This window comes from Streptomyces sp. NBC_01257 (assembly GCF_035917255.1).
Taxonomy (GTDB): Bacteria; Actinomycetota; Actinomycetes; order Streptomycetales; family Streptomycetaceae; genus Streptomyces.
The window spans coordinates 5,747,858-5,772,268 of sequence record NZ_CP108472.1 but is presented as its reverse complement, the minus strand read 5'-3'; the positions used below and the strand labels follow the sequence as shown (position 1 = coordinate 5,772,268).

Sequence of the window (24,411 nt, the reverse complement as noted above, 5' to 3'; positions counted from 1 at the left end):
TGTTGAGCCCGGCCGGCCTCACTGACCAGCAGCGCCGCCGCTCCCCCGGTGGCGCTGCTGCATGTCCGGGGTCCGGCCGGCGTCCCCGGGTTGTCCCGGACCCGCAACAGAGTGTCCGGGACTTCCCGCATTCCATGGCTGTTCGGGCGGCCTCGTGGCACCGTTGTGGGGCGCGGTGGTGGTGCGACGGGGGGAGTGACATGGCCGGGGCGCGGGTTCAGGCGCTGGGCGGGGACGATCCGGCGACGCTCGGGCCGTACCGGCTGATCGGACGGCTGGCGTCCGGCGGGATGGGACGGATCTATCTGGCCCGCGGCGCGGAGCACGGCGGGCGGGGTCTCGTCGCCGTGAAGACGCTGCTCGCCGAGGGGACCGTCAGCGATGTCGACCGGCGGCGCTTCGCCCGGGAGGTGTCGCTCGCCCAGCGGGTCAACAGCGCGTACACGGCGCGTGTGCGGGACGCCGACCCGGACGCCGATCGGCCGTGGATGGCCATCGACTACATCGCTGCACCGCCGCTCTCCGAACTCGTACGCACCTGCGGGGTGCTGCCCGCGTCGGCCGTACGGTGGATCGCCGCCGGAACCGCTGAGGCACTGGTCACCCTGCACGGGGTGGGCATCGTGCACCGCGACGTGAAACCGCAGAACGTGCTGCTGCCGCTGGACGGCCCCCGCGTCATCGACTTCGGCATCTCGCACGCCAGCGACCTCACGCTCACCGGGCTCACCCTCGGCACGATCGCGTTCACCTCCCCCGAACAGGCCCGCGGCGAGGCCTCGACCGCCGCGTCCGACGTCTACTCCCTGGGCGCGACCCTCTTCCTGCTCGCCACCGGCCGGCCGCCCTACGCCGCTGACGGCGACACCCTGCGGCTGCTGGCCCGCGTCCAGCGCGGCGAACTCGACCTCGCCGGGCTGCCGAAGGAGCTCGTCGCGACGATCCGGCCCTGCCTGGCCGTCGATCCGGCGGGGCGCCCCGAGCCCGGCGACCTGCTCGCCCGCTTCCGCAGGGACCAGGCAGGACTGCCCGAGTCCCACAGCGGCACCCGGTGGCTGCCGCCGCGGTGGACCGCGCTCGTCGGCGCGTACGCCACCCAGGGCCTGGAGCTCGCGAACGACCGCGGCGGTCCCGGCGCGGTGAGCCCCACCGCGCCGACCGTCGCCGGGCCCACGAGGGTGGTGCCGCCCCCGCCGCCGACGCTCGTCTACCCGCCGGAGCGCGAGGCCCGGGCGGCCCGTGACCGGGCCCGCCGCGAACGGGCCAGGCAGGATCTGGCCGTCCTCGCGGAGATGGCGGAACGGCAGCGGTCCGAGCAGGCCGAACAGGAGCGTGCCGAGCGGGAGCGGGTCGAGGCGGCCCGGCTGGAGGCCGAGCGGCGGGACGCACAGGCTCAGCAGGCCGAACAGGAGCGCGCCGAGCGGGCGCGCGCGGCGCAGCAACAGGCCGAGCGGGAGCGGTCGGCCCGGGAGCAGGCCGAGCGGGACCGCGCGGCCCGGGAGCAGGCCGAGCGGGACCGCGCGGCGAGGGCTCAGGCCGACCGGGAGGCGAGGAGGCGGGCCGAGCGGGAGGCCGCGCAGCGGGCGGAGCGTGCCGCGCGGGCGCGTACGTCCTCGCCCAGCACCGCGCCACCAGGTCCTTCCGGGCCGGCCGGCCCCGGCACCCCGGCCCGTCCGGCCGCCCCGCGGACCGGCTCCTCCGGGAACTCCTCGGGCAGCTCATCCGGGCTGGGCTGGCTGATCGCCATTGCCGCGGTCATCGCCCTGCTCGTCTGGCAGCCCTGGGAGACGGCGGGCAACGAGGACAGCGGTGGGGGGAGTTCGGCCGGCAGCAGCAGTCCGGGGTCCCTCACGTCCGGCAGCGGCCTCGACACCCACACGGACGACTCAGGCACGGATACGGACACGGACAGCGATGCCGATTCCGATTCCGATACCGACAGCGGGTCCGTGGATGAGTCCACGCCGACGCCCACACCCACCCCGACACCCACTCCCACGCCCACTCCCACCCCGGACGCCACCGACCTGGCCTTCGCCGCGGTCCACGCCGGTGACTGCCTCAACGTGTACAACGACGGGCACGGCGACATGAGCGCCGAGCGCCCGTTCCGCGTCAGTTGCGGCGCCTCGAACGCGTACATGCACGTCAACCAGGTCAGCACCCGCTCCGGTGCCTCCGGTTCCTGCGAGACCGGGGCGGGTTTCACCTGGTGGAGCAGGTCCGGTGACGACGGGGTCGACCGGACGCTCTGCCTCGACCGGGTCTACAAGGTGGGTCAGTGCTTCCCCGCGGACGTCACGGGGGCCACCAACGCCGATCTGACGGTGGTCTGGGGCTGCAACGCGTCGACCGTGCCAGAGGCAGGTCAGTCGATCCTCCGGATCACCGGGTTCTACCGGGCGCCGAAGGCGGGACAGAACTGGACCTGCCCGTCGGGGCGGGGCGAGCGGTTCTGGTACTGGCCGGTGAACCAGGGCCGGAGCATCATCTGCGCTTCGGCGGCCTGAACCGGCCAGTACCCGCCCCACGTACCGGCCCGCGTGTCCACGCGGGCCGAAGGGCCTAGATCACCAGGCTGAGCAGCGCCGCGACCACGAACCCGGCGACGGACAGGACCGTCTCCAGGACCGTCCAGGACTTCAGGGTGTCGCGCTCCGAGATGCCGAAGTACTTCGACACCATCCAGAACCCGCCGTCGTTGACGTGGGAGGCGATGATCGAGCCGGCCGAGATCGCCATGATGATCAAGGCCAGGTGCGGCTGCGAGAAGTCCTGGTCCTCGACGAGCGGGACGACGATGCCGGCGGTGGTGACGATGGCGACCGTCGCCGAGCCCTGGGCGATGCGGAGCACGGCCGAGATCAGCCAGGCGAGCAGGATGACCGGGAGGCCGACGTCGTTGAAGGTGTCGGCGAGCGCGTCCGCGATGCCGCTGCTCTTGAGGACGGCGCCGAAGATGCCGCCCGCGCCGACGACCAGCAGGATGTTGCCGACCGGCTTGAGGGACGACGTCGACACCGATTCCAGGGACTTGCGGGACCAGCCGCGCCGGATGCCGAGCAGGTAGTAGGCGAGCAGCAGCGCGATCGTCAGGGCGACGAACGGGTTGCCGAAGAACTCGACGACCGAGCGGAGGGTCGAGGGGTCCAGCGCGATGGAGGAGAAGGTCGCGGCGAGGATCAGCACCAGCGGGGTGCCGATGATCGCGAGGACGGTGCCGAGCGCGACGGGTGCCTCGTGCGGGGTGACTCCGGCGGCGCGCTGTTCGGCGACGACCGCGGCCTTGGCCTCCTCGGCGGCCTCGACCATGTCCTGCGGGACCTCGACGAAGAGCCGCTTTCCGATCCAGGCGGCGTAGACCCAGGCGGCCAGCACGGACGGGATGCCGACGACGGCGCCCATCAGGATGACCCAGCCGAGCGAGACGTGGAAGAGGCCGGCGGCGGCGACGGGGCCGGGGTGCGGCGGCAGGAAGGCGTGGGTCATGGACAGGCCCGCGAGCAGCGGCATCGCGTAGAGCAGGATCGACTTGCCGGAGCGCTTGGCCGCCGCGTACACGATCGGTGCGAGGACGAAGATGCCGACGTCGAAGAAGACCGGGATACCGAAGATCAGACCGGTCAGGCCCATGGCGAGCGGGGCGCGCTTCTCGCCGAAGAGGTTCAGCAGGCGGGCGCTCAGCACCTCTGCTCCGCCGGAGACTTCGAGGATCGCGCCGAGCATCGTGCCGAGGCCGATGATGATCGCCACATGGCCGAGGATGCCGCCCATGCCGGATTCGATGACGGAGACGGCGGCGGACTTCTGGACCGTGCCGAAGAGTTCGGTGACGGAGAGTCCGGCGCCCAGGCCGACGGCTATGGAGACGGCGAGCAGCGCGACGAACGGCTGCAGCCTGACCTTGATGATCAGGAAGAGGAGGAGCGCGATTCCGAGGACGGCGACGGTCAGCAGACCGGCCGTCCCGTCTATGAGGAGGAGGAGTCCACCGGTGTGGGGTGGCGTCTCGACCGGTGGGGGGCTGGCGGCGAGCTGCATGGGTAACTCCGTTGTTTTCCATGGGTTCTGAGCAGGGCGGACCGCGGCACGGCGCCCTGGTGGGGCGGGGCGCCGTGACCGGCCGGGTGGTGCGGTGGGGCAACTGAATCAGGGTCGGGATCAGCCGAGGACCGCGAGGGCGTCGATCTCGATGAGCAGGCCCTTGGGCAGGCCGACGTAGACCGTCGTGCGGGCGGCGGGGGCCTCCTTCAGGTTCTGCTCGCCGAAGTAGGCGTTGTAGATCTCGTTCATCTCCGCGAAGTGGTCCACGTCGGTGAGGTAGACGCGCATCATCATCACGTCGTCCCAGCTCGCGCCGCCCTCCTCCAGGATCGCCTTGACGTTGGCGAAGGTCTGGAGGGTCTGCTCGCGCAGGGTCGGGCCGGCCGGGGTCGGCGCCTGGCCCTCGACGGCGGGCAGGAAGCCGACCTGGCCGGCGACCTGGAGGATGTTCCCCTTGCGCACCCCGTGCGAGAACTTCGCGGGCGGGGCGGTGTGGGTGCTCGGGGTGAGGGGGGTCTTGTCGGTCATCGCTGATCAGGCTCTCTTGGGTTGGGTGGTGCCGGAGTACTCCCGGCTGATGGTGTCGGCGGTGCGACGGACCAGGGGGAGCAGGGTGAGGAGTTCCTCGGCCGTGACGACCACGTTCGGTGCGGAGACCGACATCGCGGCGACGACGCGCCCGTCGGCGCCGCGAATGGGGGCGCCGACGCAGTTGATGGACTCCTCGTGGCCACCGAGATCGGTGGCCCAGCCCTGTTCGCGTACGGCGACGAGCTCCTTGAGGAAGGCGCCGGCGCCGGGGGTCGAACGGGACGTGTACATGGGGTAGTCGAGCTTCTCCGCGATGGCGCGCCGCTCGGGTTCGGTGAGGTCGGCGAGCAGGAGTTTCGCCACGGCGGCGACGGTGATCGCGACGGGCTTGCCGATGCGCGAGTACATCCGGACCGGGTAGCGGCTCTCGACCTTGTCGATGTAGAGGACCTCGTTCTCCTCGTACACGGCGAGGTGGACGGTGTGTCCGCAGGTCGCGTTCAGTTCGACGAGGTGCGGGTGGGCGATCTCCCGTACGTCGAGGTTCTCGACGGCCTCCTGGGCGAGCGCGAAGAGGCGTGCGCCGAGGCGGTAGCGCTGGTCCTGCTGGCGGTAGACGAGTCCGTGCTCGTGGAGCGTACGCAGGAGGCGCAGGGCCGTGGACTTGTGGACGCCGAGCCGCTCGGCGACCTGCCCGAGGTCGGCGGGTCCCTGGGCGAGCAGGGGCAGGATGCTCAGCGCCCGGTCGACGGTCTGGCTCATTGCGTACGTACCTCCTGGTCGTCCCCCGTCCACCCGGGGCCCAGACGCAGTCTGCCCCAGGCGGTGTCGTCGAGGGCCACGAGGCGGTCGGCGCGGTCGCGGGAGGGCGGGTCGGTGAGGTCGCCGGGGACGGTGAGGACGGCGGCGGCCATCAGGTGGCCGTGCCGGGCCCGGTCGCGGACGGGCAGTCCGCGCAGGGTGGCGGAGAGGAACCCGGCGGCGAAGGCGTCGCCGGCTCCGACGGCGGCGACGACGTCGACCCGGAGGGCGGGGACGTCGGTGACCTCCTCGGCCTCTCCGGGGCGGAGCCCGGAGAAGACCGTCGCGCCCTCCGCGCCCCGCTTCACGACCAGCACCTCCGGCTCCGGCAGCGCCGCACGGATCGCCTCGGCTCCGACGATCCCCCAGGCCTCCTCCGCCTCGTCCTCCCCGACGAAGACCAGGTCAGCGCCGCGGGCCAGGTCCAGCAGGACCTCGGGGGACGCCTCGCCGTCCCGCCACAGGCCGGGGCGGTGGTTGACGTCGAAGGAGACGAACGGGCGGCCGGGGCGGGGGGCCGTCAGCTCGCGCAGGAGCGCGAGGCAGTCGGCGGAGAGTGCGGCGGTGATGCCGGACAGGTGCAGGACCCGGCCGGCGGCGAGGGCCTCGTGCGGGACGTTCGACGGGGACATCGCGGAGGCGGCGGATCCGGCCCGGTAGTACGCCACCTCGTGGACGTCGGTGCCGCGGTCCGTCGCCGTGCGGAAGTAGATGCCGGTGGGGCGGGCGGGGTCGCGCCGTACGGCGGAGGTGTCGACGCCGTACGCGGAGACCGTGTCGACGAGGTGGTCGCCGAAGCCGTCGGCCCCGACCCGGCTCACCCAGGCGGCCCGGTGTCCGGCCGCGGCGAGGGCGCAGGCCACGTTGGACTCGGCGCCGCCGATCCCGCGGCCGAAGGCCGGTACGTCGGCGAGGCGCCCGGGCTGCGAGGGCAGGAACGTCACCATGGACTCACCGAGGCACACGACCTCAGGGGTCGTGGCGGCGTCGGTCCTGGCCGGGGTTCCGGACACTCGGGCTCCTCGTGATCGGGCGGGCGGCACCGGGTCTCACCATTGACCGGGCGTCGGCGAGGATGTTAGACAGCCTTGAGCGATATACGCAATGGGTGTTGCATATGTTGCAACGTAGGTGGGTGTACGGCGGCGCACGGCGGCGCACGACACCCACGAACTGAGCACGACGACTTACCGCAATCAAGCAAGAAGGAGCCCCCATGGCTGCCGACCGCCTCGTGGCCGGACTGGCCGGACTGGCCGAAGAGCGGGTGGACCACCGGTTCAAGGCGCTGCCGCCCGACGCGGAGGGGCTGACCGTCGGCGCCCTGGCCGCCGAGCGGCGCAACCTCTTCACCGGCGGCTTCACCACTCCGGTGCTCGCCCTGTCGGCCGAGTCCGTCGAGCACAACCTCGCCCTGCTGGAGACGTACGCACAGCGCCACGGCCTCGCGTTCGCCCCGCACGGCAAGACGTCGATGTCCCCCCAGCTCTTCGCCCGCCAGCTGGAGCACGGCGCCTGGGGCATCACCGCCGCGGTCCCCCACCAGGTGCGGGTCTACCGGGCGTTCGGGATCCAGCGGATCTTCCTGGCCAACGAAGTCGTCGACGCGGCCTCGCTGCGCTGGCTCGCGGGCGAGCTGAACGCGGACCCCGGCTTCACCTTCGTCTGTTACGTCGACTCGGTGCGCGGCGTCGGGCTGATGGACGAGGCCCTGCGCGCGGCGGGCGCCACCCGCCCGGTCGACGTCGTCGTGGAGCTGGGCGCGGGCGAGGGAGCCCGCACGGGCGCGCGCACCGAGGCCGAGTGCGCGGCCGTCGCCGACGCGGTGGCCGCGACCGGGTCGCTGCGGCTGGTGGGCGTGGCCGGGTACGAGGGCGAGGTGCCGGAGGCCTCCGGGGAGCGGGTGCGGGACTGGCTGCGCCGGCTCGTCGCGCTGGCCGCGTCGTTCGACGCGGCGGGACGCTTCGGCGCGCTGGACGCCGGTGAGCACATCGTGATCAGTGCGGGCGGCAGCGCGTGGTTCGACGCGGTGGCGGACGTGTTCGCGGAGATCCCCGAACTCTCCTCCCCCGTGTGCAAGCTGCTCAGGTCGGGGGCGTACGTCTCGCACGACGACGGGCACTACCGCCACCTCACCCCCTTCAACCGCGTCCCCGAGGAGGGTGCGCTGCGGCCCGCCTTCCGGCTCTGGGCCCAGGTCGTCTCCCGCCCGTCCGCGGAGCAGGCCTTCCTGAACGCGGGCAAGCGGGACGCCGCCTACGACCTGGACCTGCCGCAGGCGCAGGTCGTGCGGTCCGGGCGCGACGGATCGGTGCGCGAGGCGTCGGGGGTCGAGATCACCGGACTGTCCGACCAGCACACGTGGGTGCGGACCGACGAGGAGACCTCGGTCGAGGTCGGGGACTGGGTGGGGATGGGGCTCTCGCACCCCTGCACGAGCTTCGACAAGTGGCAGCTGATCCCGCTCGTGGAGGCGGACGGGACGGTCACGGACTACATCCGTACGTTCTTCTGATCCCCCCGAAAGGCACCCCCATGGACCTGGTCATCCGCGGCGCACGCGTCATCGACGGCACCGCGAGCCCCTCGTACCGCGCCGATGTCGCCGTCCGCGACGGCCGTATCGCGGAGATCCACCCGGAGCACGCCCCGGGCCCCCGCCCCTCCGGCACCCGTGTCCTGGACGCCGACGGGCTCGCCCTGTCCCCCGGCTTCATCGACATGCACGCGCACAGCGACCTCGCCCTGCTGCGCGACCCCGACCACAGCGCGAAGGCCGCCCAGGGCGTCACCCTCGAAGTCCTCGGCCAGGACGGTCTGTCGTACGCGCCCGTCGACGACCGCACTCTCGCGGAGGTACGCCGTTCCATCGCCGGCTGGAACGGCGACGGCGGCGACATCGACTTCGACTGGCGCACCGTCGGCGGCTACCTGGACCGACTCGACCGCAACTTCGGCGGCCGGGGCATCGCCGTCAACGCCGCCTACCTCATCCCGCAGGGCACCGTCCGGATGTACGCGGTCGGCTGGGACGACCGGCCCGCCACCGACGCCGAGCTGACCCGGATGAAGGAACTCGTCGCCCAGGGCATGGCCGAGGGCGCCGTCGGCATGTCATCGGGCCTCACCTACACACCGGGCATGTACGCGGACGACGCCGAACTGACCGTCCTGTGCCGGGTGGTGGCCGAGCACGGCGGCTACTACTGCCCGCACCACCGCTCGTACGGCGCCGGGGCTCTGGAGGCGTACGAGGAGATGGTGCGGCTCACCCGCACCGCGGGCTGCGCCCTCCATCTCGCCCACGCCACCATGAACTTCGGCGTGAACGAGGGCCGGGCCCCGGAGCTGCTGGACCTCCTCGACCGCGCGCTGGGCTCGGGCGCCGACATCACGCTCGACACCTATCCGTACACCCCCGGCTGCACGACCCTGGTCGCGATGCTGCCCAGCTGGGCGAGCGAGGGCGGGCCCGCCTCCATCCTGACGCGCCTGGCCGACGACGCGACAGCCGCGCGGATCCGGCACGACATGGAGGTCGTGGGATCGGACGGCTGCCACGGAGTGCCGATCGAGTGGGACAAGATCGAGATCTCGGGCGTCGGCGACCCCGCGCTCGCCGGCCATGTCGGCCGGACGGTGGCCGAATCGGCCCGGCTGCGCGACGAGGAGCCCTGGGTGACCGCGCGGCGGCTGCTCGTGGACGACCGGCTCGGGACGACGATCCTGCAGCACGTGGGCCACGAGGAGAACGTCCGGCAGATCATGCGCCACCGCGTCCACACCGGCGGCAGCGACGGCATCCTCCAGGGCGACAAGCCGCACCCGCGCGCGTACGGCACGTTCCCGCAGTACCTGGGCCGGTACGTCCGCGAGCTGGGCATCCTCTCCCTGGAGGAGTGCGTCGCCCACCTCACCTCGCGCCCTGCGGCCCGGCTGCGGCTGCCCGACCGCGGGTACGTGCGCGAGGGCTACCGCGCCGACCTGGTGCTCTTCGACCCGGCGACGGTGGCGGCGGGCTCGACGTTCGACGAGCCGCGCACCCTGCCGGTGGGCATTCCGCACGTGCTGATCGACGGCCGTTTCGTCATCGAGGACGGCAAGCGGACACAGGTGCTGGCGGGACGCTCGGTCCGGTCCGCGCCGCGGCCGTAGCGGCACGCACGGAAGAAGGGGCCGGACGCGCTTGCGCGTCCGGCCCCTTCTCCGTTGTTCACCGGCTTCGGACTACCAGCGGTACCACCGGCCACGTCCGGCGCCCGTGCCGGGCCGGACAAGGAATCCGACCAGCCACACCGCGAGAACGATGGCGGCTATCCACCAGAGCAGATTGACAGCGAACCCGGCGCCGAAAAGGACCAGGACCAGCAGAAGAACGAGAAGCAGGGGAACCATGATTATCAACCTCCGAAAAGGCGAGTTCCCCCGTCCTGGGGTTTCACACCGGCTGCCGTGCGGCGATCTCCCGCCGGTCCGTCCGGGCCCCGGTATCGGGTCGGCCATCGGCCTGGTCCGGAGCCGGTCCGCCCCCAGGTCCGGGCGCCACTGTTTCCCGCGCCCCATCCCGGGCAACCGGGGGAAATGAATATATCGGCGACAGCCAGGGAAAGTCACGGAAAGGCAAGACGCGCGGGAAACAGTTCCGCCGTCGAAATGGCCGGCCGCGCCGGATTCGTGGCCCGCGGAGTGATCTACATCCTGGTGGGCCTTCTCGCCCTGCGCATCGCGTTCTCCGACGGCGGCGGCAAACAGGCCGACCGCGGCGGCGCCCTTTCCGAGATATCCCAGAAGCCCTTCGGATCCGTGCTGCTGTGGATCCTCGGCATCGCACTGGTCGGCATGGCCCTGTGGCGTCTGTCCGAGGCGGCGTTCGGAGCCGCGGGCCCCGACGGGGAGAAGGCGACCAAGCGGCTCGCCTCCGCGGGACGCGCCGTGTTCTACGGCTTCGTCGCCTACTCCGTCCTGATGTTCGCGGCGGGCGACAAGGGCAGCGGCAGCGGCAAGAGCGACGCGCAGTCGCAGGACACCACGGCGAAGGTGCTGGACCTGCCGGGCGGCCGCTGGATCGTCGGCGTGGCAGGCGTCGCCGTGGCCGGCATCGGCCTCTACATCGCCGCCAGGGCGGCGATGCGCAAGTTCCACAAGCGCCTGCGTCTGGACGACATGTCCCGCACCACTCGACGCGGCGTGGACATCGTCGGCGTCTTCGGCGGTGTCTCCCGAGGCGTCGTCTTCGCGGTCGCGGGCGGCTTCGCCGTCTCCGCCGCGGTGAAGGCCCGCTCCGGCGAGGCCAAGGGCATGGACGACACCCTGCGCTCGTTCGCCTCGACCCCGGCGGGCCCCTGGCTGCTGGCCGTGATCGCCGTGGGCCTGATGGCTTTCGGCCTGTTCTCGTTCGCCAACGCCAAGTGGCGCAAGATCTGACATCGCATGGGCAGGCGAGTGGGGGCGAGGCGGAAAACCGCCTGCCCCCACTCGCCTGCCCATGCGCTCCCGGACGTCAGGGCTTGGGCAGCGTGCACCCCTGACGGTTCAGGTCGAAGACGTTGCCCGCGCCGATGCACGGCACGATGCCGTAGGTCTCCTGGGCGTAGTTAATGCCCTGCCGGACCGTCACCTCACCGCTCTCGTCGACCTCGCACGGGTTGTTGTCCGTGCACTCCTGCCCGTCCTCGTTACCGGTGTTGTTGACGGCGACGACCTTGCCGGTCGCGTTGTCGACCACCGGGGAGCCGGACGTACCGCCGATGGTCTGGCAGGCGGAGGTGTAGCGGACCGAGTCCTTCCAGGTCCACTCCCCCTCCTTGAGGCGGTAGACGAACCCGTCGACGTTGCAGCTGTACGTGCGCTTCCAGTACCCGGACACGACGGTGATCGCGGTGCCCTGTACGGGGTGCGCGGTGTTGAGCTCCAGCGCCTTGATGCCGTAGCTGCTCTCGATCTGCGCGTACGTGGAGGTGAGCTGGTACACCGATATGTCGGTGTCCGTCATCGTGCCGTACGCGATCTTGCTCGCCCGGAGCGTGCCGACGCCGCTGCCCGCGGAGTTCAGCAGGGTGAAGGTACGGGTGGAGGGCTGGTCGCGCACGACCTCGCCGGGGCCCGGGAATCCGGACTCCATGCAGTGCCCGTTGGACAGGACGAGCGCGGGATCGCCCGGCTGGGAGCTGGGCGTACGGACGACCGATCCCGAGCAGTTGCTGAGCGCGACCGTGCCGGCGAAGCCGATGGCCTTGGGCCGGACCTTCGCCGCGGCCGTGGCCGCGGTGTGGCTGGATGACGCTGCCGCCTTGACCGTGCTGGGCGCTGTCGCGTCGTGGCTTGTGACCGCGAACGCGGGCGCGGTGCCGGCTCCGAGGAGCAGCACCGCGAAGAGCGCACCGACGAGAGGCTTTTTCATGTGGGGGTCCCCTCTAGTGACCTGTGCAGAGCGCGTGGGGGCTCTGCGACCGAAGTTCTTCCGGTTTTGACATGCGCATGGTGGCGCACTGAGGGGAACCCCACAAGGGGCGAATTCAGGTCAGCGGGGCACCGAAGCGGGCCAGGCAGTGCCAGACCCGCTTCAGGGACTGGAGGTCATGGCGGCCCGTACGGGCGGCGTCCCCGATGATCCGCGGGTCGAGGAACCCGTCCTCGGCGATCGCGGCCCCCAGGACGACGAACTCCTCGCCCCGGTAGTCGCCGTGCCGGCGGAGCTCCTCGACGGACAGCCGGAACCCGCCGTGCCACTCGGTACGGAGGGGCAGGGCGCGGGCCTCCTCCTCCACCGCGGTGCCCCGGTAGCACGGGTCGAGGACGAGGGCCTCGATGTGCCGGTCCAGCAGCACCGGGCCATGGATCTGGGCCTCGATGTAGTCGTCCAGCGCGTCCCGGTCGTCGGCCTCGGCCAGCTCGATCAGCCGCATGCCGGACGCGACACCGAAGTCCTCCGGTTCGGCGGCGCTGTCCGGGTAGCAGAAGGTGGCGCGCGGCAGGGCGTCCGCGGTGAGCCGGAAGTGCGCCGAACCGAATCTGGGGGCCGCCCCGACGGGCGACCGCCGGAAGTCCAGCGCCCCGTACACCGGGCGCTGGCCGGCCGGCGCCCCGTCGTAGGCACCGTCGAAGATCCGGCTCTCCCAGCGCCACCGGTCCCCGCCGGGGTGGGCCGTGAGGCCGCCGTTGCTGGTGCCCGTCACGAACTGCGAGTGGTAGACGCCGTCCCGCGCCAGGGCCGCCAGGACCGGCCGGCCCGCCGTCTCGCGGTCGGGGTGGAGGTTCAGGGTCAGCCGCAGCGAGGGGTCGAGCGGCCGCCCCGAGGAGAGGGACGCGACGTGGGCCAGGGCGCGGTCCCGGGCCGGGACCGCGATCGGCGGGGCCGGGGCGGGGTGTCGCATCAGAGGTCCGCCGTCCGGTCCCGGTCTGCCCGTTCCGCTTTCAGCACGTCGTAGCCGACGAAGTCGAACATCGTCTGCCCCGGGGCGAGTTCGCCCGGCTCGACGGTGAGGCGGTGGGCGCCGACACCGAAGCCGGCGTCCGGCGCGGACAGCCACAGACGCTCGAAGCCGCGCTCCTCGAACCAGTCGCAGACCACCGGCACCCGGTCGGGTGCGTGGCGGTTGCGGGTCCAGACGACGGTTCCGCCCCGCGCGCACAGCCGGGTGCAGGTGTCGATCGTGCGCTCGATGTCGGCGTCCATGATGTTGCCGAACACCCCGCAGACCAGAACGAGATCGGCGGGCGCCGGGCCGAGGTAGTGGTCGGTGAGCGAGGCGTCGCCCGTCACCACCTCCACGCCCGTCAGACCGGCCGAGCGGGCCAGCTCCGCCGCGAACGCGGTGTTCCCCGGGTCGAGTTCGACGAGCCGGGCCCGTACGTCGTCGCGCCGGGGGTGGTCCGCCAGCACCCCGATGAGGTCGCGGCCCTGCCCGGCGCAGACGCTGATCACCTTCAGCGGGCCGGGCGGTGCGGTGTCCAGGGCGTCCCGGATGCGGTCCTCGACGGTCCGCAGCCGCTGCGCCATCCAGGAGTCGGGAAGATCGTATGCGTCGTGCCAGGCCTGCCAGTCCATGGCCGGGACCTTACGGCCGAGGCACCCGGCACGTCATTCCGTTTCCGCCCGGACCACCGGCTGCGTACCGTCTGAGGATGACTTCCGACCGTGCGCACGCGCTCGACCTCGACGCCTATCTCGCCCGCATCGGCTGGAGCGGGGAGCGCCGGCCCACCGCGGCCGTGCTGCGCTCCGTGCACCGGGCGCACGCGCTGGGCATCCCGTTCGAGAACCTGGACCCCGTCCTCGGCAGGGTGCCCTCGCTCGCGCTCGCCGATCTGGAGGCGAAGCTCGTACGGAGTGAGCGCGGCGGCTACTGCTACGAGCACAACACGCTGCTCGCCGCCGCATTGCGGGCCCTCGGCTTCGACGTCACGCTGCTGGCCGCCCGGGTCGTGCTGGGCGCCGGCCCCGGGGACATCCGGCCGCGCACGCACATGCTGATGCGCGTCGGGGTGCCGGGCGAGCCGGTGCCGTATCTCGCCGATGTCGGCTTCGGGGCCGCGGGCTCGCTGCTGGAGCCCCTTCCGCTGGTCGCGGGCGAGGAGCTGCACGACACCCCGCGCCACCACCGGCTCGTCCACATCCCGCACGGCGGGCCGCTGGAGATGTGGGAGCTGGGGACCGATACGGGCGACGGGGCGTGGCAGGCGCAGTACGCCTTCACCCTGGAGCCGTACGAGGCGCCCGATTTCGAGGTCATCAACTGGCACATCGCGACGAACCCCCGCTCCCCGTTCGCGCACCGCCTGTACGTCCAGCGCACCACGCCGGACGCCCATCTCTCGCTGACCGGCCGCACGCTCGTGGTGACGGGCGCCGACGGCGGCCGGGAGGAGCGGCAGCTGGCGGACGCCGCCGAGGCGGAGCGCGTCCTGGCGGACACGTTCGCGATCCGGCTGCCGGAGGGTGCCCGGCTGCCCGAGTGACCCGGTGGGGCACGGCACGCCGTGTCGCATCTCACCCGTCCCGGTCCGTCACGTCCCTGTTCCACCCCATTCCAAGCCCCGCCCCGTCCCGCGCCCGGGGTTCCCACGGCGCGGGGGCGGTGGGCGCATGCCGATGGAAGCCGGGGTCGCCCTGCCGGGAGACCCGGCTGGGCGAATGGCCGGGGAAAGGCCGGGCGGCCCGCGAAACACAGTCGTAAGCTCGCAGACATGCAGGTCATCCAGTCCACGAAGCTCGCCAACGTCTGTTACGAAATCCGGGGCCCCGTGCTCGAGGAGGCGATGCGGCTGGAAGCAGCAGGTCACCGCATCCTCAAGCTGAACACCGGCAACCCCGCCGCGTTCGGCTTCGAGTGCCCGCCGGAGATCCTCGAGGACATCCTGCGCAACCTCTCCGGGGCGCACGGTTACGGCGACGCGAAGGGGCTGCTGTCCGCGCGCCGGGCGGTGATGCAGCACTACCAGACCAAGGGGATCGACCTCGACGTCGAGGACGTCTACCTGGGCAACGGGGTGTCCGAGCTGATCCAGATGTCGATGCAGGCACTGCTCGACGACGGCGACGAGGTGCTCGTACCCGCCCCGGACTATCCGCTGTGGACGGCGTCCGTCTCCCTGGCGGGCGGCACGGCCGTGCACTACCGGTGCGACGAGCAGGCGGACTGGATGCCGGACCTGGCCGACATCGAGCGGAAGATCACCGACCGCACCAAGGCCATCGTCATCATCAACCCGAACAACCCGACGGGTGCGGTGTACGACGACGAGCTGCTGCGCGGGCTGACGGAGATCGCCCGGCGCCACAACCTGGTGGTCTGCTCCGACGAGATCTACGACCGCATCCTGTACGACGGCGCGACCCACACCCCGACCGCGGCCATCGCCCCCGACCTGATGGTGCTCACCTTCAACGGGCTGTCCAAGAACTACCGGGTGGCGGGCTACCGCTCCGGCTGGATGGCGGTCTGCGGGCCGAAGGCGCACGCCTCCTCGTACATCGAGGGGCTGACGATCCTGGCCAACATGCGGCTGTGCGCCAACATGCCCTCGCAGCACGCCGTGGCGACCGCGCTCGGCGGCCGGCAGTCGATCAACGACCTGGTGCTGCCGGGCGGCCGGATCCTGGAGCAGCGGGACGTGGCGTACGACCTGCTGACGCAGATCCCGGGCGTGACCTGCGTGAAGCCGAAGGGGGCGCTGTACCTCTTCCCCCGGCTCGACCCGAAGGTGTACAAGATCAAGGACGACCGGCAGATGGTCCTCGACCTGCTGCGGGCCGAGAAGATCATGGTGGTGCAGGGGACGGGGTTCAACTGGCCGGAGCCCGATCACTTCCGGGTCGTGACGCTGCCCTCGACGGAGGACCTGACGGACGCGATCGGCCGTATCGCCCACTTCCTGGACGGCTACAGCCAGGTGTAGCCCCGGCCGGGGCCCGGGGCACCGCCACCGGAACGCAGACTTGTCCCGACGACTTGTCTCGATGATGGACAACTTTAGACTGAATCCAAGCTAGGATGGTTCCCACAGCACCACCAGGAGGCCATCCATGTACGAACCGATCCGCACCAAATCGGTCCACACACCGGCCGACCACGCCGACGCCTTCCCGCACCGCACCCGCGAGGAGGAGCTGGACATCCAGCTCGCCGGGCACCTGGCCGCACTGCTCGCGGTCACCGACGAACTGGGTCTGGCCGAGGCGGGCGACCGCATCGCCGAACAGGTCGCCAGGCTGCGCGGCGCACCGCCCGCCCGGCACGCCGGTCTGAGCGAGGCGCCCCCGGTCACCCTCCACCGCCGCGCCCACGCCCTCGCGGGCCGGGCCCTGGTGGTGGCGGCGTCCCGCGCCGACACCGTGGTCGCGATCCTCTCCGCCGAGCGTATGGACGCCCACACCGCGGCGGTCTCCGCCGCGGCCGCCGCCGACTCCCCCGCCGCCCCGCCGCGGCTGGTCGGCGCCCTCTGACGGCCCCGGTCCACGGGCCGTCGAGGCGCGTGGACCGGGTGCCACCCATCCGGCCGCAGGTTCCGCAGGTCCTACGGAACGAGGCGGCCGCCTTGTCAGTGCCTGCCGCGGGTCCGGAAGCGGACCATGGCGAGGCCGGCGAGCAGCAGCAGTACGGCCGCGAGGCCGATCCCCACGGTGGCACTTCCCGTGTCGGCGAGGTCACCGCCGGGCCGGCCGGGCTTGTGGTGCGAGGGGTGCGGTGCCGGGCTCCAGCTGGGCCCGGGCGAATCCGAACCGGTGGGCGTAGGAGTCGGCGTCGGGGTCGGGGTGGGCGTCGGGGTCGGGGTCGGAGTGGGGCTCGGGCTCGGGATGGTCACCGGCACCTCCACCTCGCAGGGCAGGTCGGCCGCCGCTCCCTCCGTGGCGCAGCGCGCGCCGGGCGTGTTCGAGGTGACCGCGTTGCGCAGGACCGCGTCGCCGGTGTCCGGGTCGTCGACGGTGACCGTGTAGGTGATCGTCGCGGTGGCACCGGGCGCCAGCTCCCCGGACCAGTCGAGCGTGTCGCCCGTGACCCGGGCCGTGCCGGTGGTCGCCGTCGGGCCGCCGGTGAGCGCGGCGTCGTCGAGCACTCCGGACAGGTCGTCGGTCAGGTGGGCCGGGCTCAGGGTGGTCTCACCCGTGTTCTCGGCCCGGATCGTGTACGTGACCGTGTCGCCCTGTTCGGCGGTCTGCCGGTCGGCGCTCTTGGAGATCTCCAGCGCCTGTTCCCGCTCCTTGACGGGCACGGAGGCGGAGGACTCGTTGGAGGTCACGTCGTCGCCTTCGTGATCGCCCTGCGCCGTCGCGGTGTTGGTGAAGGTGTCACCGTTGACGACGTCCTCCTCGGTCAGGACATGGGTGCCCGTGCACACCATGGACGAGGTGCGCGAGCCCATCGGTCCGAGGGTGTCGTCCGGGCACTCCACATCGGTCACGGACGGATCGGCGACATGGACGTCGGTGAGTTCCGAGGTGCCGGTGTTGGTGACCAGGAACTCGTAGTGCACGGTGTCGCCGACCTCGAACGGCTCGGTCGCGGCGTTGTCCGGGGGCGCGACCGTCTTGACCAGGTTCAGCTGGTCGAGGGTGGTGACGGAGCGCGCCTGGAGCCCACGGATCAGGTGGGTGTCGATGCTGCCTCCGGTGGAACCGGAGAAGCCGAACTTGTACGTGGGCGGCGCGTCGGCCGTCATCTGCGTCGAGAGCACGGGCTGGAGGCCGGCGCCGTCGTTGAAGTCGATCTCCACGGCGACGGTCGGCCGGGTGTCCGGGCTGACCGTGACGTGCACCGTGCGCTTGGCGGGCAGCGGATCGGTGCCCTGCTGCCGGAGACTGCCGGGCAGGGTGGAGCGGAAGCCCGACGCCTGGGTGTCGTCCGGCTCGATGGTGGAGTCGAGGTAGCAGTAACCGTCGTCGTCCTGTCCGGGACCGCGCAGGGTGACGGTGTCGGTCACCGGGAGCGCGCTGGTGACCGGTGACTTCTGGTCGTCGGGGCAGTTGTTGCCGCGGAGTTCGGCGTCATTGGCGAAGTTGCCGTAGGCGTCGAGGCCGACCCCGAGGTAGCCGCCGTCGACTCCCGGGACCAGGTTGCGCTGGGCGTAGCCGAGCGAGCCCCCGTCGGCTCCGGCCCTGGTCAGGTCGACCGAGCCGTCCACCAGGAAGAAGCCGATGCCGTCGGCGCCGGAGTCGTTGGTGCCGTACTGGTACTGCTCGAAGGTGACGTCGAGGCCGCCGTTGCCCGGCAGCGGCCGGTTGTAGAGCATCCCGCCGACCCGGTAGTAGTCGTGGTCGGTGAGCTGGAGCCAGCCGGGCGTCTCGCCGGGAGTGGGCACGGGCGGTGTCGTCTGGCTGTCGGGGTCGTCGCAGGGCCCGACCTGGGACTCGCCCGCCGCGGGCTCCGCCGACGCACCGGTCAGACAGGCGTTGTCCAGGGGAACGAAGCCGGGGTCGGGCACCGAGGTGCCGGAGAAGGTCTCGTCGAGCAGCACCGATTCGCCCACCGCCCGCGGCGACGGAGGAGCGGCGGCGGTCGGCACCGCGGTCAGGAGCAGGCCCAGGGCCGTTCCGGCGGACGCGGTGACGGCGAGCACCGGAGCACGCCGCAGACGTTCATATCTTTTCATGACATTACGTTAAAAACGTTGCGCACAGCCCACGGTGCGCACCCGGCCGACACGCCGCAGCGACGGCCGAATGGTGGCCCCGGAGGTGCGGCCGCCTCAGGGTGCGGCGGCCGCGGACGCGGACGCCTCGGCGGCCAGGGCGGTCGACAGGAACGTCACGTCGGCGACCACGCACTGCGGCCCGCCCCGCACCGGGACCGGTCCCGCGACCTCTCGGGTCGCTGTCGCGCCCACCGCCAGGTCCTCGAAGACCACGGTGCGCTTCCCGGCCGGTTCGCTCGGGCCCTCGCCGCCGCGCTTGCCCCGCGGGTCACGGAACCCGACGTACACCGTGAAGGTCCCGGGCCGCTTCGCCCGGCTCACCACCCGTACCCCTGCCACGGGGCCGCCGGTGACCGGGTCCTTCCGGCAGGAGGTGACGCTCACGTCCTGGGACGGGAAACGCAGGTCCTTGTGGTTGCTGTCCCAGACGTAGATGAACGCCACCACGAGCGCGACCGGTGACAGGGCCAGCAGCGTGGCCGTCACCGCGGCCAGGATCACCCACAGCGGCATGCGGGTGCGCAGCTCCGGCGGCATGCCGGTGTGCCGGTCCGGATACGGCGGTATGTCCTGCAGCGTCATGGCCCCCCACAACCCCCGCACCCCCCGGTACGGCCCGGTCAAAAGTAGGCCCGGGCCTGCCCGTCCCGACAGCTCCGGCCGGTCACAACCCGACTACGAACAGGGCCGGCCGGGGCACGGACGGTGTCCGCGCCCCGGGAAAAGGGACGGCCCCCGGAACCTGATCAGGGTTCCGGGGGCCAGGGGCGTGTTCGTGCACGTCCCTACCGCGGCGGGTCGTTGACCCCACAGGTCAGGGCGGATGTCGGGAGCCCGGCCACGGAGTCGGAAGGGGGCGTCAGCCCAGGCGCTGGACCAGGGCCCGGTACTCGTCCCACAGTTCCTTCGGCGTGTGGTCGCCGAAGGTGTTGAGGTGCTCGGGGACCAGCGCCGCCTCCTCGCGCCAGACCTCCTTGTCGACCTTGAGCAGGAAGTCCAGGTCGGACTCGGAGAGGTCCAGGCCCTCGGTGTCGATGGAGCCCTTGGCCGGCAGGATGCCGATCGGGGTCTCGACGCCCTCGGCCCTGCCCTCCAGGCGCTCGACGATCCACTTCAGGACGCGGCTGTTCTCGCCGAAGCCGGGCCAGACGAACTTGCCCGCCTCGTTCTTGCGGAACCAGTTCACGTAGTAGATCTTCGGCAGCTTCGACTGGTCCGGCTTGTCCGCGCCGACCTTCAGCCAGTGGTTCATGTAGTCGCCCATGTTGTAGCCGCAGAACGGCAGCATGGCGAACGGGTCGCGGCGCAGCTCGCCGACCTTGCCCTCGGCGGCGGCGGTCTTCTCGGAGGCGACGTTGGCTCCGAGGAAGACGCCGTGCTGCCAGTTGAAGGACTCGGTGACCAGCGGGACGGCCGAGGCGCGGCGGCCGCCGAAGAGGATGGCCGAGATCGGCACACCCTTCGGGTCCTCCCACTCGGGCGCGATGATCGGGCACTGGCCGGCCGGGACGGTGAAGCGGGCGTTGGGGTGGGCGGCGGGCGTGCCGGACTCGGGGGTCCAGTCGTTGCCCTTCCAGTCCGTGAGGTGCTTCGGCAGCTCCTCGGTCATGCCCTCCCACCAGACGTCGCCGTCGTCGGTGAGCGCGACGTTGGTGAAGACGGAGTTGCCCCACATGGTCTTCATGGCGTTGGCGTTGGTGTGCTCGCCGGTGCCGGGCGCGACGCCGAAGAAGCCGGCCTCGGGGTTGATCGCGTAGAGGCGGCCGTCCTCACCGAACCGCATCCAGGCGATGTCGTCGCCGATGGTCTCGACGGTCCAGCCGGAGATCGTGGGCTCCAGCATGGCGAGGTTGGTCTTGCCGCAGGCGCTGGGGAACGCGGCCGCGACGTACTTCGACCCGCCGCGCGGCGGCGTGAGCTTCAGGATCAGCATGTGCTCGGCGAGCCAGCCCTCGTCGCGCGCCATGACGGAGGCGATGCGCAGCGCGTAGCACTTCTTGCCGAGCAGGGCGTTGCCGCCGTAGCCGGAGCCGTAGGACCAGATCTCGCGGTCCTCGGGGAAGTGCGAGATGTACTTGGTGGAGTTGCAGGGCCACGGGACGTCCTCCTGGCCCTCCTCCAGCGGCGCGCCCAGCGTGTGGACGGCCTTGACGAAGAAGCCGTCGGTGCCGAGCTCGTCGAGGACGGCCTGTCCCATGCGCGTCATGGTGCGCATCGAGACGGCGACGTACGCGGAGTCGGTGATCTCGACGCCGATCGCGGAGAGCGGCGAGCCGACGGGGCCCATGCAGAAGGGCACGACGTACATGGTGCGGCCGCGCATGGAGCCGCGGAAGACACCCTTGTCCCCCACGAAGATCTCCCGCATCTCGGCGGGGTCCTTCCAGTGGTTCGTCGGACCGGCGTCCTCCTCCTTCGCGGAGCAGATGAACGTCCGGGTCTCGACGCGCGCGACATCGCTCGGGTCGGAGGCGGCGTAGTACGAGTTCGGGCGCTTGATCTCGTCGAGTTTGGTGAACGTGCCCTTGGCCACGAGCTCCCCGCACAGGCGCTCGTACTCGGCCTCGGAGCCGTCGCACCAGACCACTCGGTCCGGTTCGGTGAGGGCTGCGATCTCGTCGACCCAGGAGACGAGCTCCTGGTGGTTGGTGGGAACAGTGAGGGGAGCCGCGATGTCGCGCGCCACGATCGCTCCTTGATGAGGGTGTCTGTTTGGTAGGCCCCGTGGGGGCTGCGACCCGGATGCTTCTACCCCTTCGAATTCCTTGGCGCTCATCCGGTGCCGACCGCACTCATTTGATCATCCGACCGTTCCGCCCATATGTCCAGGGGGCCGCCCACGTGAGCATCGCCACTCGTATCCGATACCTACGGTGGCGTAGGTACGATGCGGGAATGACTGCTGCCGCCGCCGCCGCACCCGAGCCCACCGGGCTGGAACCCGCCGGAACCGACGATGTCGAGCTCAAGCCACGCATGCGCGGCTGGCTGCACGCCGGCATGTTCCCGGCGGTCCTGATCGCGGGCATCGTCCTCGTCGCGCTCACGGACAGCAGCCGCGGCCGGATCGCCTGCGGCATCTACATCCTGACCGCGTGCCTGCTCTTCGGCGTGAGCGCCGTCTACCACCGCGGCACCTGGGGCCCGCGCGGCGAGGCCGTACTGCGCCGGCTCGACCACGCGAACATCTTCCTGATCATCGCGGGCACCTACACCCCGCTCACCCTGCTCCTGCTGCCCGAGTCCACCGGGACGCCGCTCCTGTGGGCGGTCTGGGCGGCGGCGGTCGCGGGCATCGCCTTCCGGGTCTTCTGGGTCGGCGCCCCGCGCTGGCTCTACACCCCCTGCTACATCGCGATGGGCTGGGCCGCGGTCTTCTTCCTGCCCGACTTCATGCGGACCGGCGGCATCGCGGTGCTGGTGCTCGTCGTGGTCGGCGGGCTGCTCTACAGCGCCGGCGGCGTCATCTACGGCATCAAGCGGCCGAACCCGTCCCCGCGCTTCTTCGGCTTCCACGAGGTCTTCCACTCGCTGACCCTCGCCGCCTTCGTCGTGCACTACGTCGGCATCTCCCTGGTGGCGTACAACCACAACTGACCCGCCCAAAGACCCCAGAACCTCCCCCGAAAGGGCCGCGGCTCACCGGCCGCGGCCCTTTCGCATGCCCGAATCAGATTGACACTCACCCTCTTTTGAGAGTTACTGTCACTTGACTGCAACTCTCAAAGGAGAACATCATGAACCGACGCTGGTGGGCCCTGGGCGCGCTGGTGGCGAGCATGCTCGTCCTCGGGTTCGACATGACGATCCTCAACGTGGCACTGCCGACCATGGCCGGCGATCTCGGCGCCACCACCGGCGAACAGCAGTGGATGGCCGACGCCTACGTCGTCGTGTTCGCCGCCCTGATGCTTCCGGCCGGTCTGCTCGGCGACCGGTTCGGCCGGCGCCGGATGCTCATCACCGGGCTCGGCATCTTCTTCGTCGGCTCCGTCCTCGGCACGCTCGCCACCGACGTGCCCACCGTGATCGCCGCACGCTGTGTGATGGGCGTCGGCGGTGCTCTCGTGATGCCGCTCGCCATGGCCGTACTGCCCTCGCTGTTCGGCGAGCCGAAGGACCGGATCAGGGCCATCGGCATCGTCTCGGCCGCCTCCGCGCTCGGCATGCCGCTCGGCCCGATCCTGGGCGGCTGGCTGCTCGACCACTTCTGGTGGGGCTCGGTCTTCCTGATCAACGTCCCGATGGTCGGCATCGGCATCACGGCCTGCGTGTTCCTGCTCCCCGAGACCCGCGACCCCGCGGCGCCCAGGGTCGACCTCTTCTCGACCGTGCTGACCGCGACCGGCCTCGGCATCCTGATCCACGCGGTCATCGAGGCACCGGTCCGGGGCTGGGGCGACCCGCTGGTCCTGGCCGAGCTCGCCCTGGGCGCGGCCCTGATCACCGCGCTCGTCCTGCGTGAGCGCAAGGCCGTCCGCCCGATGCTCGACCTGTCCCTGCTGCGGCAGCGGACGTTCCTGCTCAGCACGCTCGCCGCGACGCTCGTGATGTTCGTGCTCGCCGGACTGATGTTCATCCTGCCCGGCTACCTCCAGGCCGTGCTCGGCAACGACGCCTTCGGTACGGGGGTCCGGATGCTGCCGATGATGGGCGGACTGCTCCTCGCCACACGGGTGGGCGGCCCGGCCGACGCACGCTTCGGGGCCCGCGCCACGATGACCGCGGGGCTCGTCGTGCTCGCCTTCGCCGCGGTCCTCGGCAGCCGTACGACGGTCGACAGCGGCTACGGCTTCACCGCACTGTGGCTCACCATCGCCGGAGTCGGCTTCGGCCTCGCCGTCGTCCCGGCCATGAACGCCGCCCTCGGCGCGCTGCCGCCGGACCGCTCGGGCAGCGGATCGGGGCTGCTGATGACCGTACGTCAGACCGGCGGCGCCCTCGGGATCGCGCTGCTGGGCAGCCTGCTCGCCGGCGCCTACAGTGGCCGGCTCGACACCACGGGGCTGCCCGCCGCCGCCGCGGACACGGCCGGGGACTCGGTCGTCGCCGCCCACGCCGTCGCGGCCAGGTCCGGTGTGCAGCGGCTCGCGGACTCCGCGGATGCCGCGTATCTGCACGGCATGAGCCTGATCATGCTCGTCATCGGCGCCACCGCACTGGTCAGCGCCCTGCTCGTCGCGGCCTTCCTGACCACCGCGGACAAGGAGCCGAGCGAGTCCGCCGACGTGGCCGCCACCCCCGTCGATGCCTGACAATGGAGACCATGGCCGCCACCTCCCGCACCCCCGCCGTCACCGCACCCGGCGCACAGCCCCCGATGGGGCTGCGCGAGCGCAAGAAGCTCAGGACCCGGGTCGCGATCCGGCAGGCGACGTACCGCCTCGTCCAGGAGCAGGGGTACGAGGCGACGACGATCGAGCAGATCGCGGAGGCGGCCGAGGTCTCCCCGAGCACGGTGTTCCGGTACTTCGCCACGAAGGAGGACATCGTCCTCACCGACGAGTACGACCCGATCATGGAGGCCTCGCTGCGGAGCCGGCCGGCCGACGAACCGCCCCTGGTATCCGTGCGGTTGATGATGGTCGAGACGCTGTCCTCGTTCATCGCCACGGAGAACGAGGAACTGCGCGAGCGCACCCGGCTGATGGTCGAGGTCCCCGCCATCCGGGCCCGGATGACGGAGACCATGTCGGACACGGCGAAGATCCTCTCCCAGGTGCTCGCCGACCGCACCGGCCGCGGCGCGGACGACCTGAGGATCCGGGTCTTCGTCGCGGCGGTGCTCGGCGCCCTGCGCGAGGTGACGCTGTACTGGGGCGAGCACGATCAGGAGGGCGACCTGATCGCCCTGATCAACGAGGCGCTCGACACGCTGGAGGGCGGCCTGCTGCTGTGACGCCC

Annotated in this window: 21 protein-coding genes; 10 read left to right on the top strand and 11 right to left on the bottom strand. The window is 71.6% G+C overall.

Features of this window, described 5'->3' with window-relative positions; all coding sequences use genetic code 11:
- Positions 1-200 precede the first annotated feature (200 nt).
- On the top strand, positions 201-2,510 hold the full coding sequence (locus OG408_RS25180) for a protein kinase domain-containing protein (protein ID WP_326672081.1): 2,310 nt from the start codon (positions 201-203) through the stop codon (positions 2,508-2,510).
- 55 nt (positions 2,511-2,565) lie between these two features.
- Here the strand turns inward: OG408_RS25180 and OG408_RS25175 are convergent, their stop codons facing one another.
- From OG408_RS25175 to OG408_RS25160, 4 genes are all read right to left on the bottom strand, one after another.
- Positions 2,566-4,041: a GntP family permease gene (locus OG408_RS25175; RefSeq protein ID WP_285564728.1), complete on the bottom strand. Its 1,476-nt coding sequence runs from the start codon at positions 4,039-4,041 to the stop codon at positions 2,566-2,568.
- 120 nt (positions 4,042-4,161) lie between these two features.
- Positions 4,162-4,572 (bottom strand): RidA family protein, encoded by a 411-nt coding sequence (locus OG408_RS25170; protein ID WP_266782149.1) that lies wholly within the window; start codon positions 4,570-4,572, stop codon positions 4,162-4,164.
- 6 nt (positions 4,573-4,578) lie between these two features.
- Positions 4,579-5,337: an IclR family transcriptional regulator gene (locus OG408_RS25165; RefSeq protein ID WP_266782147.1), complete on the bottom strand. Its 759-nt coding sequence runs from the start codon at positions 5,335-5,337 to the stop codon at positions 4,579-4,581.
- On the bottom strand, positions 5,334-6,389 hold the full coding sequence (locus OG408_RS25160; RefSeq protein ID WP_266782145.1) for a sugar kinase: 1,056 nt from the start codon (positions 6,387-6,389) through the stop codon (positions 5,334-5,336). The genes OG408_RS25165 and OG408_RS25160 overlap by 4 nt, the downstream gene beginning before the upstream one ends.
- A 203-nt stretch (positions 6,390-6,592) precedes the next feature.
- Here OG408_RS25160 and OG408_RS25155 point away from each other — a divergent pair, with 203 nt between their 5' ends.
- Both OG408_RS25155 and OG408_RS25150 read left to right on the top strand, forming a co-directional pair.
- Positions 6,593-7,891 carry an alanine racemase gene (locus OG408_RS25155; protein ID WP_266782143.1) on the top strand — a complete coding sequence of 433 codons (1,299 nt, stop codon included), beginning with the start codon at positions 6,593-6,595 and terminating at the stop codon, positions 7,889-7,891.
- A gap of 20 nt (positions 7,892-7,911) precedes the next feature.
- Positions 7,912-9,531 carry an N-acyl-D-amino-acid deacylase family protein gene (locus tag OG408_RS25150; RefSeq protein ID WP_326672077.1) on the top strand — a complete coding sequence of 540 codons (1,620 nt, stop codon included), beginning with the start codon at positions 7,912-7,914 and terminating at the stop codon, positions 9,529-9,531.
- Positions 9,532-9,603: 72 nt separating this feature from the next.
- On the opposite strand, the gene OG408_RS25145 is transcribed toward OG408_RS25150, so the two are convergent.
- On the bottom strand, positions 9,604-9,771 hold the full coding sequence (locus OG408_RS25145) for a hydrophobic protein (RefSeq protein WP_266782139.1): 168 nt from the start codon (positions 9,769-9,771) through the stop codon (positions 9,604-9,606).
- A gap of 186 nt (positions 9,772-9,957) precedes the next feature.
- On the opposite strand from OG408_RS25145, the gene OG408_RS25140 reads away from it, so the two are divergent.
- Positions 9,958-10,800 (top strand): DUF1206 domain-containing protein, encoded by an 843-nt coding sequence (locus OG408_RS25140; protein WP_266782137.1) that lies wholly within the window; start codon positions 9,958-9,960, stop codon positions 10,798-10,800.
- Positions 10,801-10,876: 76 nt separating this feature from the next.
- On the opposite strand, the gene OG408_RS25135 is transcribed toward OG408_RS25140, so the two are convergent.
- From OG408_RS25135 to OG408_RS25125, 3 genes are all read right to left on the bottom strand, one after another.
- The gene (locus OG408_RS25135; RefSeq protein WP_326672074.1) at positions 10,877-11,776 is read right to left on the bottom strand and encodes a S1 family peptidase; all 900 of its coding nucleotides are present in this window, start codon (positions 11,774-11,776) and stop codon (positions 10,877-10,879) included.
- Between the two features lie 115 nt (positions 11,777-11,891).
- Positions 11,892-12,749 carry a DUF3626 domain-containing protein gene (locus tag OG408_RS25130; RefSeq protein ID WP_326672072.1) on the bottom strand — a complete coding sequence of 286 codons (858 nt, stop codon included), beginning with the start codon at positions 12,747-12,749 and terminating at the stop codon, positions 11,892-11,894.
- Complete coding sequence (locus OG408_RS25125; RefSeq protein ID WP_326672070.1) at positions 12,749-13,423, bottom strand: class I SAM-dependent methyltransferase; 675 nt, start codon at positions 13,421-13,423, stop codon at positions 12,749-12,751. Before OG408_RS25125 ends, OG408_RS25130 begins: the two co-directional genes overlap by 1 nt.
- A 77-nt stretch (positions 13,424-13,500) precedes the next feature.
- On the opposite strand from OG408_RS25125, the gene OG408_RS25120 reads away from it, so the two are divergent.
- From OG408_RS25120 to OG408_RS25110, 3 genes are all read left to right on the top strand, one after another.
- Positions 13,501-14,334 (top strand): arylamine N-acetyltransferase family protein, encoded by an 834-nt coding sequence (locus tag OG408_RS25120; protein WP_266782129.1) that lies wholly within the window; start codon positions 13,501-13,503, stop codon positions 14,332-14,334.
- Positions 14,335-14,562: 228 nt separating this feature from the next.
- Positions 14,563-15,774 carry a pyridoxal phosphate-dependent aminotransferase gene (locus OG408_RS25115; RefSeq protein ID WP_285564732.1) on the top strand — a complete coding sequence of 404 codons (1,212 nt, stop codon included), beginning with the start codon at positions 14,563-14,565 and terminating at the stop codon, positions 15,772-15,774.
- A gap of 127 nt (positions 15,775-15,901) precedes the next feature.
- Entirely contained in the window at positions 15,902-16,321 is a 420-nt protein-coding gene (locus tag OG408_RS25110; protein ID WP_266782125.1) for an SCO4983 family protein, read from the top strand.
- 95 nt (positions 16,322-16,416) lie between these two features.
- On the opposite strand, the gene OG408_RS25105 is transcribed toward OG408_RS25110, so the two are convergent.
- The 3 genes from OG408_RS25105 to OG408_RS25095 form a co-directional block, all read right to left on the bottom strand.
- Positions 16,417-18,465 (bottom strand): DUF7927 domain-containing protein, encoded by a 2,049-nt coding sequence (locus tag OG408_RS25105; protein ID WP_326672066.1) that lies wholly within the window; start codon positions 18,463-18,465, stop codon positions 16,417-16,419.
- A 96-nt stretch (positions 18,466-18,561) separates the two neighbouring features.
- Positions 18,562-19,089: a hypothetical protein gene (locus tag OG408_RS25100; RefSeq protein ID WP_285564734.1), complete on the bottom strand. Its 528-nt coding sequence runs from the start codon at positions 19,087-19,089 to the stop codon at positions 18,562-18,564.
- Between the two features lie 277 nt (positions 19,090-19,366).
- On the bottom strand, positions 19,367-21,193 hold the full coding sequence (locus tag OG408_RS25095; protein ID WP_266782119.1) for a phosphoenolpyruvate carboxykinase (GTP): 1,827 nt from the start codon (positions 21,191-21,193) through the stop codon (positions 19,367-19,369).
- Positions 21,194-21,402: 209 nt separating this feature from the next.
- Here OG408_RS25095 and trhA point away from each other — a divergent pair, with 209 nt between their 5' ends.
- The 3 genes from trhA to OG408_RS25080 all read left to right on the top strand — a co-directional run bounded on the left by trhA (position 21,403) and on the right by OG408_RS25080 (position 24,406).
- Positions 21,403-22,104 (top strand): PAQR family membrane homeostasis protein TrhA, encoded by a 702-nt coding sequence (trhA, locus tag OG408_RS25090; protein WP_285564736.1) that lies wholly within the window; start codon positions 21,403-21,405, stop codon positions 22,102-22,104.
- 140 nt (positions 22,105-22,244) lie between these two features.
- Entirely contained in the window at positions 22,245-23,762 is a 1,518-nt protein-coding gene (locus OG408_RS25085; RefSeq protein ID WP_326672061.1) for an MFS transporter, read from the top strand.
- A gap of 11 nt (positions 23,763-23,773) precedes the next feature.
- On the top strand, positions 23,774-24,406 hold the full coding sequence (locus OG408_RS25080) for a TetR/AcrR family transcriptional regulator (protein ID WP_266782113.1): 633 nt from the start codon (positions 23,774-23,776) through the stop codon (positions 24,404-24,406).
- Positions 24,407-24,411 lie beyond the last annotated feature (5 nt).

Excerpts from the sequence above, each read along its gene's own strand:
- OG408_RS25180 (WP_326672081.1), top strand. The coding sequence starts at position 201 with ATGGCCGGGGCGCGGGTTCAGGCGCTGGGCGGGGACGATCCGGCGACG.
- OG408_RS25175 (WP_285564728.1), bottom strand. The coding sequence starts at position 4,041 with ATGCAGCTCGCCGCCAGCCCCCCACCGGTCGAGACGCCACCCCACACC.
- OG408_RS25170 (WP_266782149.1), bottom strand. The coding sequence starts at position 4,572 with ATGACCGACAAGACCCCCCTCACCCCGAGCACCCACACCGCCCCGCCC.
- OG408_RS25165 (WP_266782147.1), bottom strand. The coding sequence starts at position 5,337 with ATGAGCCAGACCGTCGACCGGGCGCTGAGCATCCTGCCCCTGCTCGCC.
- OG408_RS25155 (WP_266782143.1), top strand. The coding sequence starts at position 6,593 with ATGGCTGCCGACCGCCTCGTGGCCGGACTGGCCGGACTGGCCGAAGAG.
- OG408_RS25150 (WP_326672077.1), top strand. The coding sequence starts at position 7,912 with ATGGACCTGGTCATCCGCGGCGCACGCGTCATCGACGGCACCGCGAGC.
- OG408_RS25145 (WP_266782139.1), bottom strand. The coding sequence starts at position 9,771 with ATGGTTCCCCTGCTTCTCGTTCTTCTGCTGGTCCTGGTCCTTTTCGGC.
- OG408_RS25140 (WP_266782137.1), top strand. The coding sequence starts at position 9,958 with ATGAATATATCGGCGACAGCCAGGGAAAGTCACGGAAAGGCAAGACGC.
- OG408_RS25135 (WP_326672074.1), bottom strand. The coding sequence starts at position 11,776 with ATGAAAAAGCCTCTCGTCGGTGCGCTCTTCGCGGTGCTGCTCCTCGGA.
- OG408_RS25130 (WP_326672072.1), bottom strand. The coding sequence starts at position 12,749 with ATGCGACACCCCGCCCCGGCCCCGCCGATCGCGGTCCCGGCCCGGGAC.
- OG408_RS25125 (WP_326672070.1), bottom strand. The coding sequence starts at position 13,423 with ATGGACTGGCAGGCCTGGCACGACGCATACGATCTTCCCGACTCCTGG.
- OG408_RS25120 (WP_266782129.1), top strand. The coding sequence starts at position 13,501 with ATGACTTCCGACCGTGCGCACGCGCTCGACCTCGACGCCTATCTCGCC.
- OG408_RS25115 (WP_285564732.1), top strand. The coding sequence starts at position 14,563 with ATGCAGGTCATCCAGTCCACGAAGCTCGCCAACGTCTGTTACGAAATC.
- OG408_RS25110 (WP_266782125.1), top strand. The coding sequence starts at position 15,902 with ATGTACGAACCGATCCGCACCAAATCGGTCCACACACCGGCCGACCAC.
- OG408_RS25105 (WP_326672066.1), bottom strand. The coding sequence starts at position 18,465 with ATGAAAAGATATGAACGTCTGCGGCGTGCTCCGGTGCTCGCCGTCACC.
- OG408_RS25100 (WP_285564734.1), bottom strand. The coding sequence starts at position 19,089 with ATGACGCTGCAGGACATACCGCCGTATCCGGACCGGCACACCGGCATG.
- trhA (WP_285564736.1), top strand. The coding sequence starts at position 21,403 with ATGACTGCTGCCGCCGCCGCCGCACCCGAGCCCACCGGGCTGGAACCC.
- OG408_RS25085 (WP_326672061.1), top strand. The coding sequence starts at position 22,245 with ATGAACCGACGCTGGTGGGCCCTGGGCGCGCTGGTGGCGAGCATGCTC.
- OG408_RS25080 (WP_266782113.1), top strand. The coding sequence starts at position 23,774 with ATGGCCGCCACCTCCCGCACCCCCGCCGTCACCGCACCCGGCGCACAG.